At 64.2% G+C, this 18292-nt stretch carries 14 protein-coding genes and 1 tRNA gene; 9 read left to right on the top strand and 6 right to left on the bottom strand.

What is annotated here, in order from left to right; translation table 11 throughout:
• Positions 1-78: 78 nt before the first annotated feature.
• The 3 genes from A9D13_RS12205 to A9D13_RS12215 form a co-directional block, all read right to left on the bottom strand.
• Complete coding sequence (locus tag A9D13_RS12205; protein WP_066774160.1) at positions 79-687, bottom strand: FMN-binding negative transcriptional regulator; 609 nt, start codon at positions 685-687, stop codon at positions 79-81.
• Between the two features lie 135 nt (positions 688-822).
• On the bottom strand, positions 823-2286 hold the full coding sequence (pdxR, locus tag A9D13_RS12210; protein ID WP_066774165.1) for a MocR-like pyridoxine biosynthesis transcription factor PdxR: 1464 nt from the start codon (positions 2284-2286) through the stop codon (positions 823-825).
• 62 nt (positions 2287-2348) lie between these two features.
• Positions 2349-3701 carry an amidase gene (locus A9D13_RS12215; RefSeq protein WP_156522043.1) on the bottom strand — a complete coding sequence of 451 codons (1353 nt, stop codon included), beginning with the start codon at positions 3699-3701 and terminating at the stop codon, positions 2349-2351.
• 340 nt (positions 3702-4041) lie between these two features.
• Here A9D13_RS12215 and A9D13_RS12220 point away from each other — a divergent pair, with 340 nt between their 5' ends.
• The 5 genes from A9D13_RS12220 to A9D13_RS12240 are packed head-to-tail and all read left to right on the top strand — an operon-like array spanning position 4042 to position 10314.
• Positions 4042-6477, top strand: a complete 2436-nt coding sequence (locus A9D13_RS12220; protein WP_229665425.1) for a DUF1592 domain-containing protein — start codon at positions 4042-4044, stop codon at positions 6475-6477.
• Complete coding sequence (locus A9D13_RS12225) at positions 6474-7811, top strand: DUF1552 domain-containing protein (RefSeq protein WP_066774171.1); 1338 nt, start codon at positions 6474-6476, stop codon at positions 7809-7811. The genes A9D13_RS12220 and A9D13_RS12225 overlap by 4 nt, the downstream gene beginning before the upstream one ends.
• Positions 7804-9132, top strand: coding sequence for an ankyrin repeat domain-containing protein (locus A9D13_RS12230; RefSeq protein ID WP_229665427.1), 1329 nt, complete (start codon positions 7804-7806; stop codon positions 9130-9132). The genes A9D13_RS12225 and A9D13_RS12230 overlap by 8 nt, the downstream gene beginning before the upstream one ends.
• 29 nt (positions 9133-9161) lie before the next feature.
• Positions 9162-9647, top strand: a complete 486-nt coding sequence (locus tag A9D13_RS12235) for a c-type cytochrome (RefSeq protein WP_066774175.1) — start codon at positions 9162-9164, stop codon at positions 9645-9647.
• 4 nt (positions 9648-9651) lie between these two features.
• The gene (locus A9D13_RS12240; RefSeq protein ID WP_066774177.1) at positions 9652-10314 is read left to right on the top strand and encodes a cytochrome b/b6 domain-containing protein; all 663 of its coding nucleotides are present in this window, start codon (positions 9652-9654) and stop codon (positions 10312-10314) included.
• Positions 10315-10390: 76 nt separating this feature from the next.
• Here A9D13_RS12240 and A9D13_RS12245 read toward each other — a convergent pair.
• From A9D13_RS12245 to A9D13_RS12260, 3 genes are all read right to left on the bottom strand, one after another.
• A tRNA-Leu gene (locus A9D13_RS12245) sits at positions 10391-10477 on the bottom strand.
• 120 nt (positions 10478-10597) lie between these two features.
• Positions 10598-11728, bottom strand: a complete 1131-nt coding sequence (gene ald / locus A9D13_RS12250) for an alanine dehydrogenase (protein ID WP_066774179.1) — start codon at positions 11726-11728, stop codon at positions 10598-10600.
• Positions 11729-12272: 544 nt separating this feature from the next.
• Positions 12273-13556: a sulfotransferase family protein gene (locus A9D13_RS12260; RefSeq protein WP_066774183.1), complete on the bottom strand. Its 1284-nt coding sequence runs from the start codon at positions 13554-13556 to the stop codon at positions 12273-12275.
• A 217-nt stretch (positions 13557-13773) separates the two neighbouring features.
• Here A9D13_RS12260 and serS point away from each other — a divergent pair, with 217 nt between their 5' ends.
• The 4 genes from serS to A9D13_RS12280 all read left to right on the top strand — a co-directional run bounded on the left by serS (position 13774) and on the right by A9D13_RS12280 (position 18234).
• The gene (gene serS, locus A9D13_RS12265) at positions 13774-15051 is read left to right on the top strand and encodes a serine--tRNA ligase (protein ID WP_066774185.1); all 1278 of its coding nucleotides are present in this window, start codon (positions 13774-13776) and stop codon (positions 15049-15051) included.
• Complete coding sequence (surE, locus tag A9D13_RS12270; protein WP_066774187.1) at positions 15051-15830, top strand: 5'/3'-nucleotidase SurE; 780 nt, start codon at positions 15051-15053, stop codon at positions 15828-15830. The genes serS and surE overlap by 1 nt, the downstream gene beginning before the upstream one ends.
• On the top strand, positions 15820-16890 hold the full coding sequence (locus A9D13_RS12275) for a potassium channel family protein (protein WP_156522044.1): 1071 nt from the start codon (positions 15820-15822) through the stop codon (positions 16888-16890). Before surE ends, A9D13_RS12275 begins: the two co-directional genes overlap by 11 nt.
• Before the next feature lie 231 nt (positions 16891-17121).
• On the top strand, positions 17122-18234 hold the full coding sequence (locus A9D13_RS12280; RefSeq protein ID WP_066774189.1) for a sterol desaturase family protein: 1113 nt from the start codon (positions 17122-17124) through the stop codon (positions 18232-18234).
• The last annotated feature ends 58 nt before the right edge of the window (positions 18235-18292 follow it).

An 18292-nucleotide genomic window follows, 5' to 3' on the forward strand; every position in this document is an offset into this window, starting at 1 on the left:
ACGTTACCCCTTACCTTTGGCCGCGATCCCATGCGGCCGGCGTTGAATTTCGGTGCGACCCGAAGATTAGGCCGCTTGTCAGCCGCCCGGCTGCAACCGATCCGCATTGAGCCGTTCCATCCATTCAGGCAGCGGCCCCGTCTCCAGCGCCGCGATAATATCCCTGACGGTAGGCAGGTCTTCCTCCTGCCCCAGCTTCATGCGCACGGTCTTGCCGATGACCTTACCGCGAAACCCGATAATGCGAGCCATTAGCAAGTCAACCCTTTCAGCATCGAGATCGAGCTTCCACGGGTCGGCCCTTCTCTCTTCCGCCGCATCGACCAGCCGGTTCACCAGCGCGGGCGTCTCCTCCTCCTCGAAGCTGATATCCAGCTCCAAGATGGCGACGGCGAAATTCCATGTCGGCAACCAGCCGGGTTTCGAGACGAAAGCGGGCGAGATGTATCCCTGCGGCCCCATGAACAGCGCGTAAGCCCGGGGGTGCTCGCGCAGTGCCGCAACCTGGGCGTTGCGTCGGCTGCAATGTCCGACCAACGAGGTCACCTCGCCCGCTTCGTCGGTTTCGGCGACCAGGGGGAGAGGCGTCGCATCGAAACCGGCCGAACCGCATGTGATCAACCAGGCGAGCGGATATGCACGTATCAGCTCGGCGAGATCTTCGGTTCGGCCCGGGGGAAACTCCATGGCGGCGAGTTTCCTATGCGAATGGCCCCGCGAAAAGTGCCAGATCCGAAATTTTCAGGGGTCCATAAATGGGACTTAAAGCCTGTGGCGGGCGGGCCACGCTTTTTGGCGCAATCTGCGCCAATCCGGCAGGTTTCAGCCGCGTGCCAGCTGTCCAAGCACTTCGATCGCCGCCACGGTTTCACTTTCGGGATGGCTGGCAAAGCCCAGCCTCAATCCATGCGGCGAGTCATGTGCGAGTCGATAGCTTTCCGACATGGCAAAGCTGATGCCCTGCGCCAGCGCCCCATGCTCGATCCGGTCCAGCGCCTGCCGGTCATGGAAATTGAGCCACATGGCAAGGCCCCCGCTGGGCAGGCGCGCGTCGGCGTAATCGCCAAGCGAGCGATGCACCGCCTGCGCGAAAGCATCGCGCCTCTCGCCATAGATGCGCGCCGCCTTGCGCGCATGGCGGCGGACCTCGCCATCCTCTAGCAATAGCGCGACCGTATCTTCGGTCAGCGTGCTGCCCATGCCATCGGTGATCGATGTCTGATGGGCCAGCGCCTCGATCACCGGTTCGGGCGCGACGATATAGCCGACGCGCAGGGCCGGCAGCAGCAGCTTTGACAGCGATCCGACATAGACCACCACATCGGGCGCATAACTGGCCATTGGCAGCAATGGCTGCAGCCCGAAATGATATTCGTGGTCGTAATCGTCCTCGATAATGGCAAAGCCGAACTGGCGCGCCACCTCGATCAGGCGCAGCCGTCGCTGCGGCGAAAGCGACACGGTCGTCGGAAACTGGTGATGCGGGGTCAGGAACAGGGCGCTGACCTGCCGGGTGCGGCACAGGCGCTCGACATCTTCGACCACGATGCCGTCCTCGTCCATCCGCACGGGCATCACCTGCTGCCCCGTGGCACGCAGCGCCGCGACCGCGGGTTCATAGGTCAGCGCCTCGGCCAATGCGACAGCGCCCGGACGCGCCAGCAATCTCGCCGCGAGCGCGATCCCCGCCTGGCTGCCCCTCGTGACGCAGATATTCTGCGGCCCCAGCACCAGCCCCCGCTCTTCACGCAGCATGGCCGCGATCTGTTCGCGCAGCGCCTCGCTGCCACGCGGATCGCGATAGCCCAGCCTGCGCCCCCGCGCCGCACTCATGGCCGCGCGGCGATAAAAGCGGGCGAGGATCTCGGTCGGGAAAAGCGTGCCGTCGGGGCTCCCTTCGTCCAGCTTGATGCGCGATCCGGTCGGCACCGCGATCGACCTTTCGGGCGCGGGATTGAAGCGGTAGACCGGCTTGCGCTGGCGCGGCTCATTGACGCTGGCAACGGGCTTCTGCCGGTCGGGCAAATTGGTTGCGACGCTGGTCCCGCGCCTGCCGTCGGCCTCCAGCCAACCCTGCGCCACCAGCTCTTCATAGGCCGTCACCACGGTCTTGCGGTTGAGGCTCAGCTCGCTTGCCAGATCGCGACTTGACGGAAGGGGCGCGCCGGGCGGCAGGCGCCCGCGCTCGATCTCGTGGATCAGCGCATGGACAAGCTGCATGTAGAGCGGCGCGGAGCGGTCGCTGGAAATGCGGCGTGACAGGGCAAGGCTGCGCGGGCGAGGCATTGGGCCCAATGGCCCCACACGCCCGCGCAAATCAAGGGGCCAAAAGACCTATGCGGAGCCAATCAGCCGACCGCGCGACCTTCCAGTTCCTGCGCGATGGCGATCAGCTCGCGATCCGTACCTGCCGCCGTCGTCAGCATGACGCCGATCGGGCCATCCTCGCATCCGCCCCAGAACGGCAGGGTAATCGATGGCAGCCCCGCGATATTCGCATGCGGGGTGTAATTGACGAAGGGCCAGAAATCCTCCCACAGCTCGTCGAAATTACGATCCGGCGCATGGCGGCCCAGCTCGATCGGCGGCTCTGGCGAAACCGGTGAGAGCAGCAGGTCATAGCGCGAGAAGAACGAGACCGCCGCCAGTTCCGACAAGGCGACTTGCCGATAGGCATTGGCCGTGGCGGCAGTGTCGATGTTCCGGCACGCCTCGGCAAGGCCAATGGTCCACGGCTCGATCAGCTGGTCCAGCGGCACGCCGGGATTGGCGGCAGCGACGAACCCTGCCAGTTCCGCCCCTTCGTGCATCCAGATCGCCTGGAATGCCCGCACCACGGCCTCGCCATGGCAGGGCATCGCCACCGGCTCGACGATGGCGCCGGCATGTTCCAGTTCCCGCGCCACGGCGCGCAAGCGGTCGGCGACCACCGGATCGGCTGCGCGCCCATCCAGCCCATCAAGCGCCAATCCGACGCGCAGGCCGCGCACCGGCGTTGCCGCAGGCGAACAGCGCGTCGTGGCGACAAGATCATAGCTGGCCGCGATGTCGCGCATGGTCCGCGCGATCAGCATGTCGGAGCACAGCAGGTCGTCGATCAGATGCGGCGCACGGGCCCGCAGATTCCCGCCCCGCGAAGGCTTCAGCCCGATCACGCCGCAATTGGCCGCCGGGATACGGATCGAACCCGCCGCATCGGACGCATGGGCAAAGGGGACAAAACCCGCCGCAACCGCCGCCGCCGATCCGCTGGACGACCCACCCGCCGAGCGCCCCGGCGCGCGCGGGTTGTTGACCGCGCCCGTCGCCAGCGGCTCACCCGTCGTCAGCAGGCCGAATTCGGGCATGCCGGTAAAGCCCATGGGGACCAGCCCTGCCTCGATCACCGCCTTGGCAAAGGGCCACATGGTGTCGCCCAGCACATTCGCCTTCGCGCGCGAGCAGCTGGTGAAAGGCCAGCCGGGATATTCGAGCGATGCCTTCAACAGCCATGGCACGCCTGCCAGCGGGCCAGCATCGCTCGCAGGCGGCGGGGCGTTGTCGGCCAGCCATGTCACCGCGTTGATCTCGCCATCGTCGGCCGCGATCACCGCGCGCGATGCGGCGACCAGTTCCGCGCTCGAAACATCGCCCTTACGCACGGCTTCACCCTGCGCGATACCATCAAGCGCGGTCAGCCCCCGCGCGTCTTCAATCTGCATAAACGGTCCTTTCGCGAGTGCTGCATAGAGCAACGGCCACGCAAAGAGCCATCCAGACCGGAAAAGCTTTCGGGACCAGAGGTTTTCACCACGCCTGCAGAGGGGCGCTCACTTTTTTGCACCGCAGCGTCGTGTTCTTGGCAATAGACCGCAACACGACCGCCGGTTAGGCAGGCAAGCGACGGGTAAGCGGCATTTGCGCGCGTGTTTCGGCATACCCCCTTCCCGGGCGTTGCACCCGCGAAGGCCAGCCGAGCCGCGCCGCGACGGGTAGCGGGCGAACATCTTGCAATTGAAGCCATTCACGGGGCAGCCACGGTTCGGGAGCATTATGCTCGCGATGAGCGCATCGATCATGGCAGGCGCGCTCTACGCCGCCTCACCCGCGGATGAAGCGGTCGATCAGCCGACGCCAGCCACCGCGACCATGGATGTCGAGCCCGAAGAGGTGCTCGATGAATATTGCTCACGCTGCCACAATGATTTCGACCTGAAGGCGAACATGTCGATCGAGGACCTGCGGTCCGAAGACGTGCACAGCGGTACCAATACCGAGCTGTGGGAGAAGATCCTTCGGCAAGTCGGCGAAGGGCACATGCCGCCATCGAGCAAACCGCAGCCCGATCCGCTGGTGCGGGCAAGCTTCGTGAAATGGCTGGGCTCCTCGCTCGACAATTACGCCGCCGCGCATCCCGATCCTGGCCGTGCCACGGTGCGGCGCCTGAACCGCGTCGAATATGCCAATGCCGTGCGCGACCTCCTCGACCTCGACGTCGATTTCAGCCGCGAGCTGCCGCAGGATAATTCGGGCTTCGGCTTCGACAATATCGCCGATGTTCTCTCTGTTTCCCCGACATTGATGGAACGCTATGTCGCGGTTGCCGGAAAGGTCGGGCGCATGGCGACGGGGCTGTCCTCGCGCCGGGAGCTGGTCACGAGCTATCAGGTGCCCAAGGACGGCTCGATCAGGAACTCCGGCGTTCCCGCCTATAACGAGCGCGCGAGCGACCTGCTGCCGCTCGGATCGCGCGGCGGCGGGGCGTTCGAATATTACGCCCGTTATGACGGGACATATGAGATCAGCGGCTGGCTCAATTCGAACACGAATAACGAGACCGACCGCGAGCTTGACGACCGCTATTCGGTGCGCGTGCCGATGAAGGCTGGCGCGCACGTGGTCAGCATGTCCTTCACCCGCCGCACCGCGCCGACCGAAACGGTACAGGTGCTGCGCAACACCACCGATTACGTGCCGCTGCCCTTGGACGACCCGAAAATGCTGGACCTTGCCGTCTGGGTCGACGGCAAGAAGGCGGCGACGATCCCCGTGCCGTCCTACCGCATGCACCAGCGCTATTCGCAGCAGAACTTCCCGCGCGACGTGCTGCAGATCGACGTCGCCGGGCCCTATGACGCGACCGGTATCGCCGATACGCCCAGCCGCCAGCGCATCTTCACCTGCCGTCCGAAACGCGCATCGCAGGAAGAAAAATGCGCGAAGACGATCCTCTCATCCCTCGCCCGCCGCGCCTATCGCCGCCCGGTGACAGAGCGGGACATGGGCCTCCTCATGAAGGTCTACGCCAGCGAAGCCGCAGCATCGGATTTCGAGCATGGGATCGAGGCCGCGGTCGAGGCGATCCTCGTCTCCCCGCATTTCCTCTTCCTGATCGAGAAAGACCCGGCGGGCGCGGCGCCCGGTTCGGTCCATTCGCTCACCGATCTCGAACTTGCCTCTCGTCTTTCGCTCTTCCTGTGGAGCAGCATTCCCGATGAGGAATTGCTGAAGACCGCCGAGACCGGGCGATTGAAGGACCCGAAGGTGATGGATGCGCAGATCACCCGCATGCTCGCCGATCCGCGCGCCGATGCGCTGACGAAGAATTTCGCAGGCCAATGGCTCTATCTGCGCAATCTCGACCAGCAGCGGCCCGATATCGATGTGTTCCCCAGCTTCGACACGCGCCTGCGCCAATCGATGGCGGCGGAGACCGAGATGTTCTTCGCCCATGTCCTCCAGACCAATCGCCCGGTGCTGGATTTCATCGCGGCGGATTACACCTTCCTCAACCAGCGGCTCGCCGATCACTATGGCATCCCCGGGGTAAAGGGCACGGCGCTCAGAAAGGTGTCGCTCGATCCCGCATGGAACCGGGGCGGCCTCTTGGGTCAGGCAAGCATCCTGACCGTCACCTCCTATGGCAATCACACCTCGGTCGTGAAGCGCGGAAAATGGGTGCTTGAAAACATCCTTGCCGCCCCGCCCCCGCCGCCGCCCGCCGATGTGCCCGCGCTGAAGACCGAACATGACGGACAGCTCCTCAACGCGCGCGAACAGCTGGAGATGCACCGCAAGGACCCGGCCTGCGCCTCCTGCCATGTGAAGATGGACCCGCTGGGTTTTGCGCTTGAGAATTTCGATGCGACCGGCGGCTGGCGCACCATGGATGCGGGCCAGCCCATCGACGCGGGCGCGGTCCTGCCCGATGGCACACAATTCTCGGGCATCGCGGGCCTTCGAGCCATCCTGCTTGACCGCAAGGACGAGTTTGCCCGCGCCTTTACCGAGCGGCTGATGACCTATGCCCTCGCCCGCGGGGTCACGGCGACGGACATGCCGCAGGTTCGCGCCATCGCCCGCGACGCCGCTGCCGACGATTACCGCATCCAGACCATCATTCGCGGCATCGCGGCAAGCCATGCCTTCACCCTCCGTAAGACGCCGGACGCCCTGGGCGAACCGACGAGCGTCGCCGATGCGAGGATCCGCCGATGAGCTTCACCCGCACTCCGCTCAACCGTCGCACCCTGCTGCGCGGAACCGGCGCCGGGATCGCGCTGCCATTCCTTGAGGCGATGATGCCATCTGCCGCCGCGGCCGAAGTCGCCGCCCGGCCCAAGCGGCTACAGGTCTTCTACACCCCCAACGGCATGACGATGGACGAGTATCGCCCCGTCGGCGCAGGCCCGCTGAAGCTGACCAAGACGCTGGAGCCGCTGGAGCCGTTCAGGAACAAGGTCTCGGTCATCACCGGACTCGGCCATCCGCAGGCCGCCGCGATGGGCGATGCGGCTGCGGGCCATGGGCGTTCGTGCCCCGCCTTCCTCACCGGCACCCATGTCCGCCAGACCGAGGGGCCGGACATCCGCGCCGGGATCTCGATGGACCAGGTCTTCGCGCAGCACCTGGGCGATGCGACGCAGCTTTCCTCTCTGGAACTCGGCATCGACCAGGCGAGCCTTCTTGGCAGCTGCGACATCAATTACAGCTGCGCCTATACCAATGGCATTTCGTGGCTCACCCCCACCGTGCCGCTGCCGGTCGACGCCAATCCGCGCACCGTGTTCGAACGGCTGTTCGGGGACGGCGACGCGCTCGATGAAAAGAGCCGTCAGGCAAGGCTGAGGAAACAGGCCTCGATCCTCGATTTCGTGATGGAGGATACGGCGCGCCTGTCGGGCCAGCTGGGTCAGGCGGATCGGCACAAGCTCGAAGAATATCTCGATGCGACGCGCGCGATCGAAAAACGGATCGAGCGCGCCAAGAGCGCCGCCCCCATCGCCAATGTAGATGACTTCACCCAGCCCGCGGGCATTCCCGACGATTTCGCCGAGCATGTGAAGCTGATGATCGATCTGCAGGTGCTCGCTATGCAGGCCGACATCACCCGCGTCGGCACCTTCATGATCGGGCGCGAAATCTCGAACCGCACCTATCCCGAAATCGGCGTGCCGGATTCGCATCACATGCTCAGCCACCATGGCAAGAGCCCCGAAAAGATGGCGCAACTGGCCAAGATCAACCGCTATCACATGGAATTCTTCGCATACTACCTGACGAAAATGCAGGAGACGAAGGACGGCGAGGGATCGCTGCTCGACCGAACATTGGTCATTCGCGGATCGGCCTTCGGCGATTCCAACGACCATGATTACATGGATCTGCCCGTCGTGCTGGCCGGCGGATTGATACAGGGCGGCGCGCATGTGGAGGTGGAGCATGGCACCTCCATGTCGAACCTGATGCTCGCGGGGCTCAATCTGCTGGACGTACCGGCGACCTCTTTCGGGGACAGCACCGGCGCGCTGAAGGAGCTGGCCCTTGCGTAAGCGCATCGCCCTGCTGGCGGCCTGCGCGCTGATGGGGGCGGCAGAGACGGCCCGCGCCGATGAAGGCGCGCTGGAACGCGCCGTCAGGGCCGACGATGTGGCGGGTGCAAAGGCGGCGCTGGCAGAGGGCGCCAATCCCGACCAGCGCCTCGCCTATGCCGCGACGCCGCTAGCGCTGGCGGTCGACCGGCAGAATGCTGCCATGGTCGAACTCCTGCTGGCAGAGGGCGCCGATCCCGACCTTTTCGATGCCGAGGGGCTGGCCCCGCTGGCACTGGCCTGCGAGCTTGGCGGCGGCGCGATCGTCGAAAAACTGCTTGGCGCCGGGGCCGATGTCCGCGCGGCAGGCGCGGATGGCACCACGCCGCTGGCGACCTGCGCCCGCTTCGCGCCGGCCGCCACGGTCGCGCAAATGCTAAAGCTTGGCGCCGATGCGCGGGCAGTGGATGCGCGCGGCCAGACACCGCTGATGTGGGCAGCGTCATCGGGCAATCTCGATGCGATGCGCATGGTGCTGAACGCGGGCGCAGACGCCAATCGCGTCACCAAAGGCGGCTTCACCCCGCTGTTTTTCGCCATCAAGAGCAAGGTGCCCGAAGCCACCGCGATCATGCTCGATGCCGGGGCAGACCCTGCCTTCATCGGGCCGGAAGATACCAGCGCGCTACAACTCGCGCTGTATCAGGAAAGCTGGGATGCGGCGGCGATGCTGCTGCGGCGCGGCCCTGCGTTCGATCTGGCCGCAACCGACCGCAACGGCCAGCAGCCGCTGCATGTCGCGGCCAAGGCCGGAGCCACCGAAGTGGTGGCCCTGCTGCTGGACAAGGGCGCTGATCCCAACGGCACCACCGGCCCTGCCCGCGTAACATGGGTGACGGAGGCTAATTTCGGCGTTCCCCCACCGCCCGTGCCACCCACTCCCCCTTTGCTGACGGCGGCTGCGCATGGACATGTCGATGTCATGCGCCTGCTGGTCGATGGCGGCGCGCGGCCCGATTTCACGGCGCAGAACGGCACCAATGTCACGCTCGCCGCGGCCAAGGGGCAGGATGCGGATGCGCTGGCCTATGCGCTGGCCCTCGCCCCCGATGCCAATGTCGCCAATTCCGGCGGCGCAACCCCGCTGCACCTGCTGCTTTATGGCGGAATGCAGCCCGCGCTGGAGCCCATGCTGAAACTGCTGCGCGATCAGGGTGCACGCACCGATATCGCCGCATCGGGCGGCCCCACCGCCGACGAGGTCGCGCAAAAAGGCCTGACCGAGGTGCGCGCCGTCTATGACCGAGTTTTCACACCCGCGCTGGCGAGTTCCGCTCATTGAGCGCCCCGCAATTTCCCAAGGATATCAGGATGAACCGCACCTCTTCCCGCACTTACTTTCGATCGGGTCTGCTTGCCCTGTCGGCTGCCGCGCTGGGCACGATCGGCACCATGGCGATTGCCGCACCATCTGCCAGCTCCGCGATCGCGCAGCGGCAAGCCGGGTTTAAAGACATGGGCCGCGCTATGAAGGTGCTGAAGGGCCAGGTCTCAGGCGGCAGCATCGACCGCGCCGCAGCGGTCGCCGCCGCCAGGACCATCGCTGCAAACGCCCGGACGCAGAAAACCCTGTTCCCCGCGGGCAGCGGCGCATCTTCGGGCATTGCGACCGACGCGCTGAACGGCATCTGGAGCGACCGCGCCGCATTCGACGCGCAAATGGCAAGGCTCGCCTCCGAAGCCGACCGGCTGGTCAGCGTTGCCGGTTCGGGCAATGCCGATGCGCTGAACACGCAGTTCCGCGCCACCGGCAAGGTGTGCAGCACCTGTCACCGCCAGTTCCGCGCCGACGATTGATCCGATGACCGGAATCGCCGCCAGGGTCGCCATCTGGGATCTTCCGATCCGCCTGTTCCACTGGCTGCTGGTCGGCCTGATGGCGTTTTCATGGTGGAGCGGCGAGGAGCATGAGCTGGAGCTGCATCGCACCTCGGGCTATTTCATCCTCGCGCTGATCGTGTTTCGCATCTTCTGGGGCTTTGCGGGCACGCGCACGGCGCGGTTCTCCACCTTCGTGAAGGGACCCGCATCGGTTGCGGCCTATACACGCAGTCTGGCTTCGCGCAGCGGCAAACCTGCTGGCGGCCACAACCCGCTCGGCGGGTGGAGCGTGATCGCGATGCTCCTCGCCATTGGCCTGATGGTCGCGGCGGGGCTGTTCGCAGTCGATGTCGACGGCTGGGAATCAGGCCCACTCGCCGATTACATCAGCTTTGATCAGGGCCGCGCCGCGGCAGATATCCACGAGGTACTGTTCAAGATCATCCTCGCGCTGGTGGCATTGCACGTGGCCGCGATAGCGTTCTATCGGATCTGGAAGAGGCAGAACCTCATCGGCCCGATGATTCTGGGAAAGGGTAAGAGCGACATCGCAAACAGCCGCGTCGTGATCTGGAAATTGCTGATCGGCATGCTGATCGCCGCGGCAACTGCCTATGCGGTTTCAACGGGCTTTCGCTTTTAACGCCCGTCCCGGCGCGTGCCGCTGACCCAACGAAAGCGCCGCTGAACGCCGCGCTTTGCCATCATGCTTTGTGAAATGGTGCCCAGAAGAGGACTCGAACCTCCACGCCCTTGCGAGCGCCGCCACCTGAAGACGGTGCGTCTACCAATTCCGCCATCTGGGCACATTGTGCTTTTGCGGCCAGAGCGCCGCTGCACGGTAGGAGCGCGCCACTAGGCCGAGGCGCGATTCGTGTCAACTGGTTCAGATACGAAAAATGCATCAGCCGACAATCTTTTATCGTTTAGCCGAGCACTTGGCTCACCGGCATATGATCGTAACCCAGCTCACGCGCCACGGCTTCATAAGTCACCTGCCCTGCATGAACATTCAGCCCCGCTGCCAGATGGGGATCGGCGCGAAGCGCATTCTTCCAGCCGCCGGGGCTATCAAAGGCATCGGCGATCCGCAGCGCGTGCGGCAGTGTCACATTGTTGAGCGCGTAGGTGCTGGTGCGCGACACCGCGCCGGGCATGTTCGCGACGCAGTAATGGACGATGCCATCGACGATGAAGGTCGGGTCGTCATGGGTGGTCGGATGGCTGGTCTCGAAACAGCCGCCCTGGTCGATCGCGACATCGACCAGCACCGCGCCTTTTTTCATGCCTTTCAGCATCGCGCGGCTTACCAGCTTGGGCGCGGCGGCGCCGGGGATCAGCACCGCGCCTATGACGAGATCGGCATCGCACACGACCTCGGCCAGGTTCGCCTTGTTCGAAAAGCGGGTCTTGGCGCGGCTCTCGAAATAAAGGCCGAGGCGTTCCAGTTGTTCGGGGCTGCGGTCGAGGATGGTGACATCCGCGCCCATGCCCACCGCCATTTGTGCCGCGTTCCAGCCGACGACCCCGCCGCCGATCACCGCGACCTTGGCCGGGGCCACACCCGGCACTCCGCCGATCAGCACCCCGCGCCCGCCATGCGCCTTTTCCAGCGCGGTGGCGCCGGCCTGAACGCTCATGCGGCCTGCGACCTGGCTCATCGGCTTTAACAGCGGCAGCGTGCCGCCCGGCCCCGTCACCGTTTCATAGGCGATCGCCGTCACGCCCGACTTGACGAGATCGGCGGTCTGTTCGGGATCGGGCGCGAGGTGGAGATAGGTGTAGAGGATCTGCCCCTCGCGCAGCATGGCGCGCTCGGCGGCCTGCGGCTCCTTGACCTTTACCACCATGTCGCACTGGGCGAATATCTCTTGCGGCCCATCAACAATGGCCGCGCCGGCTTCGACATAATCGCGGTCATGCGCGCCAATTCCTTCGCCTGCGCCGGTTTCGACCATGACCTCATGGCCATGCGCGACCAGTTCGACCACGCTTTCGGGCGTGAGGCCGACGCGATATTCATGGTTCTTGATTTCCCGTGGCGTGCCGATGCGCATGGATAGCCTCGCTCTTGATATGCTGCCGGTGCGACTTCTTTCGGAAACGGATGGCGGCGCTGGCAGGTTCCGGCGGTCCCGCAGCGACCCGAATTGGAGGACCGGATCGCCGTTCGGCAAGACAGCGGCAGATTTACCGTGGCTGCGGCGGCTTTCGGGCGTTTGGATTTTCCCCGCTTATGACCGAAACGGGGTGGTTAGCTGACGCGAGGCTCCTGAGGGGATAGCCGACTGAAAATGAGAGAGAGCGACACAGAAACGAGCATCAATCCCATTACCGAATAGATGTAACCTTCCAAGCCATCAAAACCGGAGAGCCTTAACACCATCAATGTCCCAAAACTGCCAAGGAGCAGGAGGTGGATACGCTCAATAAGTTCCTTCGCTTTTGTGACCATCCGGCTTCTCTTTTCCAATCAGTGAATGGAATGAAGACTGCCCCATCGCCGGAACGTCCGCAATTGGTCGTTTGCCGACAGTCCGCTTTAGCCAGCAATAAGCCAAAGCTGGCAAACCGCGACCTAAAGGCAGCAGCCCCCTCCTCTCAACCCGCTCGCCGGCGCAATTTCGGTTCGACCGTAATGCCGAAGCTGTCGACGTAGTCCTGCATCTCGTCCATCACCTGTTCGGGCGTCAGCTTGAATTCGGCAAGGCTGTAGCGATGCGGATGGCGTTTCAGCAGGCGTGACCGTTTCACATAGGCACGCATCGCGGGCAGCGCGGGTTCGATATCCATGCCAAGGAAGCGATAGACGCGGCGCATTGCGCCCTCCCAGTCGCGCTCCATGTCCTCGTAATGGATGTCGATCATGCGCTCTGCCGGGATCAGCTTGCGCGCGCTGCGCATGCGGTCGATCTGCAGGCGCGTCTTCCTCAGCCATTCACGGCCCAGTTCGCGCGCGTCGGCCTGATCGGAATAGATGATGGTCTGGTTCCATGCGAGCGAGGCCGCGCTGCCCACCAGCGCCAGCGGGTCGCGGTGGGTGAAGATCATCCGCGCATCGGGGAAGGTCGCGAGCAGCGCCTTGATGTCGATCATGTGCTGCGGCGTTTTCAGGATCCACGGCTTCAGGCTGGAGGATTGCTGCGACCAGCCGATCAGTTTCAAAAGGCGCGCCATCTGGGCATAGGCAGGGCGCCCATCGGCATCCTCGCACCAGCGGCCATAGGTTTTCACCATCCATTGCGCCTCGTGCTTCATCCCCCAGAAGCTGTTGACGAGCAGGCCCAGCTCCTCTTCCGTCTCATAGGGACCGGTGGGATGGATGTTGAGAGTGCGCGGATTGGCCAGCCGCGCGATGCGCTGGATGCGGCGGGCCAGCTGAGGGCGGTGATCGGTCGACGGGTCGCCCGGCACGAAACCGGGCCATGGCACAGGCGAAATCGTCTCGAACGCGCGCAGGTGGGACAGGCGATGGTCGGACGCCAGCAGCCGGTGCATGCGCGTGGTGCCCGACCGCATCGGCCCGACGATGGCAATGGGGCGCGGCAGGGCGCGGGTCAGTATCTCCGGGTTCTCGGCAAACCATTGCTGCGCCCAGAGGCGGTCCTTCAGCACCTTGTCGATCTGCTTGTCGGCGGTAAATTCGCCCGCGACATTCAGCCTTGCATCGCGATGGAGGGAATCGAGCAGGCGGTCCAGGGGCTCGACGAAACTGTCGTCGCCGAAATCGGAAAGGCCGGTGGTTTCGGCCGCCCGGTCCATCATCGCCTGCCGGGTCAGGTCGGGTTCCGCCATCAGGCCCAGCTTGCGGCCAAGGGTCAAGGAGCGGTTGAGAGCGCCGATGAAGGCGGTGCGGCGAGGAGGCTTGGTGATGGCTTTGGGCAATATCTGGTCCGCGGGTCTTTCTGTTGGCTGATGGCAGGAAGCGCGCCGCCATGCAGGGACCGCGCACCATGCCATTTGCAAATAGACCCACGGGCGGCAAGCCGGTTCCCGCGATCCGTATCAGGGCGAGGCAGGGCGCAAATCCGCATTCATCCGCCGATGCCCCGTTTTCTCCTCTGGACAGGCCCCGTCCGCTTTGGCCATAGCCCCGCGCACCATGCACGATATTCGCACCGTCCGGGACAATCCCGAAGCCTTCGACGCCGCCCTTCAAAAGCGCGGAGCCGCGCCCGCTTCCAAAAAAATACTGGAAGCAGATGATGCACTGCGCTTGATCAAAACTGGTCTGCAAGAAAAGCAGAGCATTCGAAACACTGCTTCAAAGACAATTGGCGAAGCAATGCGGATTGGCGACGCCGCTGAAGCGGAAGTAATCAAAGCGCGAGTAGCCGAACTCAAAAATGAGATTCCCGCAGCAGAAGCACAAGAAAAGCAAACTGAAGCGTATCGCGACGCGATGCTCGCCGCGCTCCCCAATCTCGCCGCCGATGGCGTGCCCGAGGGTGAGGACGAGGAAAGCAACGTAGAGGTCAGCCGCTGGGGCACGCCGCGTGAATTCGCGTTCGAGCCGAAGGAGCATGCCGATTTCGGCCCTGCTCTCGGACTCGATTTCGAAACGGCGGCGGCGATCAGCGGCGCGCGCTTCACCTTCATGCGCGGGCAGATGGCGCGGCTGAACCGGGCGCTGGGCGCCTTCATGCTCGACATGCAGGGCGAGGCCGGGTTCACCGAATGCAACCCGCCGCTGCTGGTGCGCGACGAGGCTGCGTTCGGCACCGGGCAATTGCCGAAGTTCGAGGAGGATCTGTTCAGGACCACTGACGGACGTTGGCTGATCCCCACCGCCGAGGTATCGCTCACCAATTCGGTCCTCGGCCAGATCCTTGCCGCTGACCAGCTTCCGATGAAATTGACCGCCCTCACCCCCTGCTTCCGCAGCGAGGCGGGCTCTGCCGGGCGCGATACGCGCGGCCTCATTCGCCAGCACCAGTTCGAGAAGGTCGAGCTGGTCGCCATCACCGCGCCCGAGCAATCGGAGCAGATGCACGAGGACATGACCCGCGCCGCCGAAGCCGTGCTGGAGGCGCTGGAGCTGCCCTATCGCAAGATGCTGCTGTGCGCGGGCGACATGGGCTTTTCGGCGCGCAGGACCTATGACCTTGAAGTATGGCTGCCGGGCCAGAACACCTATCGGGAGATCAGCTCGATCTCCAACTGCGGGGATTTCCAGGCGCGGCGGATGAAGGCGCGCTTCAAGCCCGAAGGATCGAAAAAGACCGAATTCGTGCATACGCTCAACGGTTCGGGCCTTGCCGTGGGCCGCACGCTGGTCGCGGTGCTCGAAAACTATCAGCAGGAGGATGGCTCCGTCACCATTCCGACTGCGCTGCTTCCCTATACCGGCGGCCTGACCAAGCTGGAGCCCGCCAACTGATGCGTATCCTTCTGACCAATGACGACGGCATCCACGCACCCGGCCTGAAAGTGCTGGAGGCGATCGCGCGCCAGCTGTCCGACGACATCTGGATCAGCGCCCCGGCAGAGGAAATGTCGGGCGCGGGTCACTCGCTAACGCTAACGCGGCCTGTCCGCCTGCGCCAGCATGACGAGCGGCGCTTCTCGGTCACCGGCACGCCGACCGATGCGGTGACCTTGGGACTGCGCAAGGTGATGACGGACGGCGCGCCCGACCTCATCCTTTCCGGCGTCAATCGCGGCGCGAACCTTGCCGACGACATCACCTATTCGGGCACGGTGTCGGCGGCATTGGAAGGGGCGCTGGCAGGCATTCCCTCCATCGCGCTGAGCCAGGTCTACAGCCACGAAGCGGCGGGCAATAATGTCTCTTTCTCCGCCGCGACCGAGTGGGGCGCGAAAGTGCTGCGCCCGCTGATCGATCTCGAATTCCCGCATCGCACGCTGATCAATGTGAACTTCCCCGCACTGCCCGCCGATCAGGTGAAGGGCATCCGCGTCGTGCGTCAGGGCTTCCACGATTACAGCCGCGGCACGCTCGTCGAGAGCGTCGATCCACGCGGCTTCCCCTATTACTGGTTCGGCCTCGAACCGATGGAACATACGCCCGGCCACGACACCGATCTTGAATCGGTCAAGGACGGCTATGTCGCCGTGACCCCGCTGCAGCTCGACCTCACCCATTATGCGTCATTGGACCGGCTGGCCGGACGCTACAACGAAACCGATGGCGGCTGAGGGCGGACGCATCAAGCGCCGCCGCGAACGGCTGCGCGTCCATCGCCCGCTACGGCGGCGGGTGAAGGTGCCTGTCTGGGCCGACGTGTTCCTGCGCCTTGGCGCGGCGCTCGCGCTGGTGTTCATGGTGGTGATGATCCACTGGTTCGACCGCTCGGGCCTTGTCGACAACGTGGACGGGGAAGTGAGCTTTCTCGACGTCGTCTATTTTACCATGATCTCGATCACCACCACCGGTTTCGGCGACATCGCGCCCGTATCGGACAAGGCGCGCATGGTCGAAGCTGTCATCGTGACGCCAATCCGTTTCGCCGTGATCTTCATCTTCGTCGGCGCCGCCTATAATTTCGTGATCAAGAGAAGCTGGGAGAAATTCCGCATGACCCGCATCCAGGAACGCCTGACCGATCATTACGTGGTGCTGGGCTTCGGCGTCTCGGGCAGCGAATCCGTGGCCGAGATGATCGCGCGCGGCACCGACCCCGAATGCATCGTCGTGATGGACACTGACGAGGAACGCCTCGAACTCGCCGAACGCATGGGCTGCAACGTGATGGAGGCGGATGCCACCCGCGACGATTCCCTGCGCGATGTCCGCATCGACGAAGCCGCGACCGTGCTGGTCAGCGCGGGGCGCGACGATGCCTCGATCCTGATCGTGCTTACCGTGCGCCATCTTGCGCCCAAGGTGCCGATCACCGTCGTCATCCGCGCGGCCGATAACGAGCTTCTGGCGAAACAGGCGGGCGCGACCAATGTGATCAACCCGGTCCGCATGACCGGCCTGCTGCTGGCGGGCTCCGCATCGGGCATGCATGTCGCCGACTATCTCGCCGATCTCGCCTCGGTCCAGGGGCGCGTGCAGCTGATCGAGCGGCAGGCGAAACCCGAGGACATCGGCAAGCCGCTCAGGCACCTTGGCACCGGCAGTATCGGCGTGCGCCTCTACCGCCATGGCCGCGCCTTCGGTTACTGGGAGCCTGAGGCCAACGCCGTGGAAGCGGGCGACATGATCGTCGTCATACGCCCCACGCCCAACATGGGCGAAGGGGTGCTGTGATCAAGCGTCACTCCTGAAACCTGAAGTAAATCAGTTCGAACCGGGCAAGTGACGCCAGAGAAATCGCAAATACCTTTCGGGTAATTCCGATTTCCCAACTTCCTCCACATCGTCGCAATTGCGCGCTTTTCTCCAGACGGGCTAGCTGGTCACTGGATCGGTCATGACGGTGTGCGGGATCGCACCGCCATGGCCAAGTCTCGCTTCGGGTCAGCGCACTGGGGGGTGCCGATGGATAATGTTTCCCTGTTCGGGTTCGATTTTACGCGCGTGCCGTATTTCGGCTATACGGTCGCCACCTTCTTCGGCGCGGCGGTCGCGCTCTATGCGTTCCAGATCATGCGCAGCGGTTCGCGCATCGGCATCAGGCAGTTTCTCGCCCATTGCTTCCCCGCTTCGGGATGGAAAACGAAATCCGCCCGGATCGACATCCTCGTCTATCTCGCCTCAAAGCTCACCTCGCGCCCGATCGCATGGGTGGGCGGGCTGATCACGATCTCAATGGCCGCCGCGGTGCAGATGGCGCTGGAAACGCATCTGTCGATATGGCCGCAGGTAGAGGCTGGCTTTCTCGAGATCGCGCTATGCTCGCTGGTGATCTTCCTCGCCATGGATTTCGCCAATTATCTCACCCACTATGTCCAGCATGTCTATCCGCTGTTCTGGGAACTGCATAAGGTTCACCATTCGGCGACGTTCCTGAACCCCGCCACCACGAAGCGCATGCACCCGCTCGGCGATCTGATCGACGCGGTGGTGTCGGCAGTCATGACCGCATTGCCGATGGGGCTGTTCGCGTTCCATTTCGGCTTCACCATCGTCGACCTGCTGGCGATGTATGCGACGGCCAATTTCCTTGGCACGGTGCTGGTGCTCGATACGCTTCGCCATTCGCATTTCCCGATCAGCTTTGGAAAGCTGGATGCGCTGATCATCAGCCCGCACATGCACCAGCTGCATCACTCCAGCCTCGAACATCACTGGGACTGGAATTTCGGCAACAAGCTGTCGATCTGGGACTGGATGTTCGGCACCGCCTACAAGCCGGCCAAGGGGGAAGAGATCGTCTATGGCCTGCCGCAGGGCGCGCATGAGGATTACGAGAGCATCTATGGCACCTATGTCGGCCCGCTGGCGAAGATGGGGGCGCTGTGCCGCCGCCATGGCGTGGTGACCGCGGTGATCGCAGGCATGCCCTTCCGCCTTGGCCGCGAAGCGCGCGCCATGGTGAACGCCAAGCCACCAGCCCCCTCCGCCCCGCCCCTTACCCCGCCCGCGGCCAATGATACGGGCGCCGCGAACGATGCGGGCATCGGCCTGACAGACCGGATCAGCGAGGCGTGAGGGCCGCGAGCGTTTCGGCTGCTATTGGGTGATCTGCGCAAAAAGCGGCATGTCGGCT

The sequence above is a fragment of the Croceicoccus mobilis genome (assembly GCF_001661965.1).
Classification (GTDB): domain Bacteria; phylum Pseudomonadota; class Alphaproteobacteria; order Sphingomonadales; family Sphingomonadaceae; genus Croceicoccus; species Croceicoccus mobilis.

Excerpts from the sequence above, each read along its gene's own strand:
- A9D13_RS12235 (WP_066774175.1), top strand. The coding sequence starts at position 9,162 with ATGAACCGCACCTCTTCCCGCACTTACTTTCGATCGGGTCTGCTTGCC.
- A9D13_RS12240 (WP_066774177.1), top strand. The coding sequence starts at position 9,652 with ATGACCGGAATCGCCGCCAGGGTCGCCATCTGGGATCTTCCGATCCGC.
- pdxR (WP_066774165.1), bottom strand. The coding sequence starts at position 2,286 with ATGCCTCGCCCGCGCAGCCTTGCCCTGTCACGCCGCATTTCCAGCGAC.
- surE (WP_066774187.1), top strand. The coding sequence starts at position 15,051 with ATGCGTATCCTTCTGACCAATGACGACGGCATCCACGCACCCGGCCTG.
- A9D13_RS12220 (WP_229665425.1), top strand. The coding sequence starts at position 4,042 with ATGAGCGCATCGATCATGGCAGGCGCGCTCTACGCCGCCTCACCCGCG.
- A9D13_RS12275 (WP_156522044.1), top strand. The coding sequence starts at position 15,820 with ATGGCGGCTGAGGGCGGACGCATCAAGCGCCGCCGCGAACGGCTGCGC.
- A9D13_RS12215 (WP_156522043.1), bottom strand. The coding sequence starts at position 3,701 with ATGCAGATTGAAGACGCGCGGGGGCTGACCGCGCTTGATGGTATCGCG.
- serS (WP_066774185.1), top strand. The coding sequence starts at position 13,774 with ATGCACGATATTCGCACCGTCCGGGACAATCCCGAAGCCTTCGACGCC.
- ald (WP_066774179.1), bottom strand. The coding sequence starts at position 11,728 with ATGCGCATCGGCACGCCACGGGAAATCAAGAACCATGAATATCGCGTC.
- A9D13_RS12280 (WP_066774189.1), top strand. The coding sequence starts at position 17,122 with ATGGATAATGTTTCCCTGTTCGGGTTCGATTTTACGCGCGTGCCGTAT.
- A9D13_RS12225 (WP_066774171.1), top strand. The coding sequence starts at position 6,474 with ATGAGCTTCACCCGCACTCCGCTCAACCGTCGCACCCTGCTGCGCGGA.
- A9D13_RS12205 (WP_066774160.1), bottom strand. The coding sequence starts at position 687 with ATGGAGTTTCCCCCGGGCCGAACCGAAGATCTCGCCGAGCTGATACGT.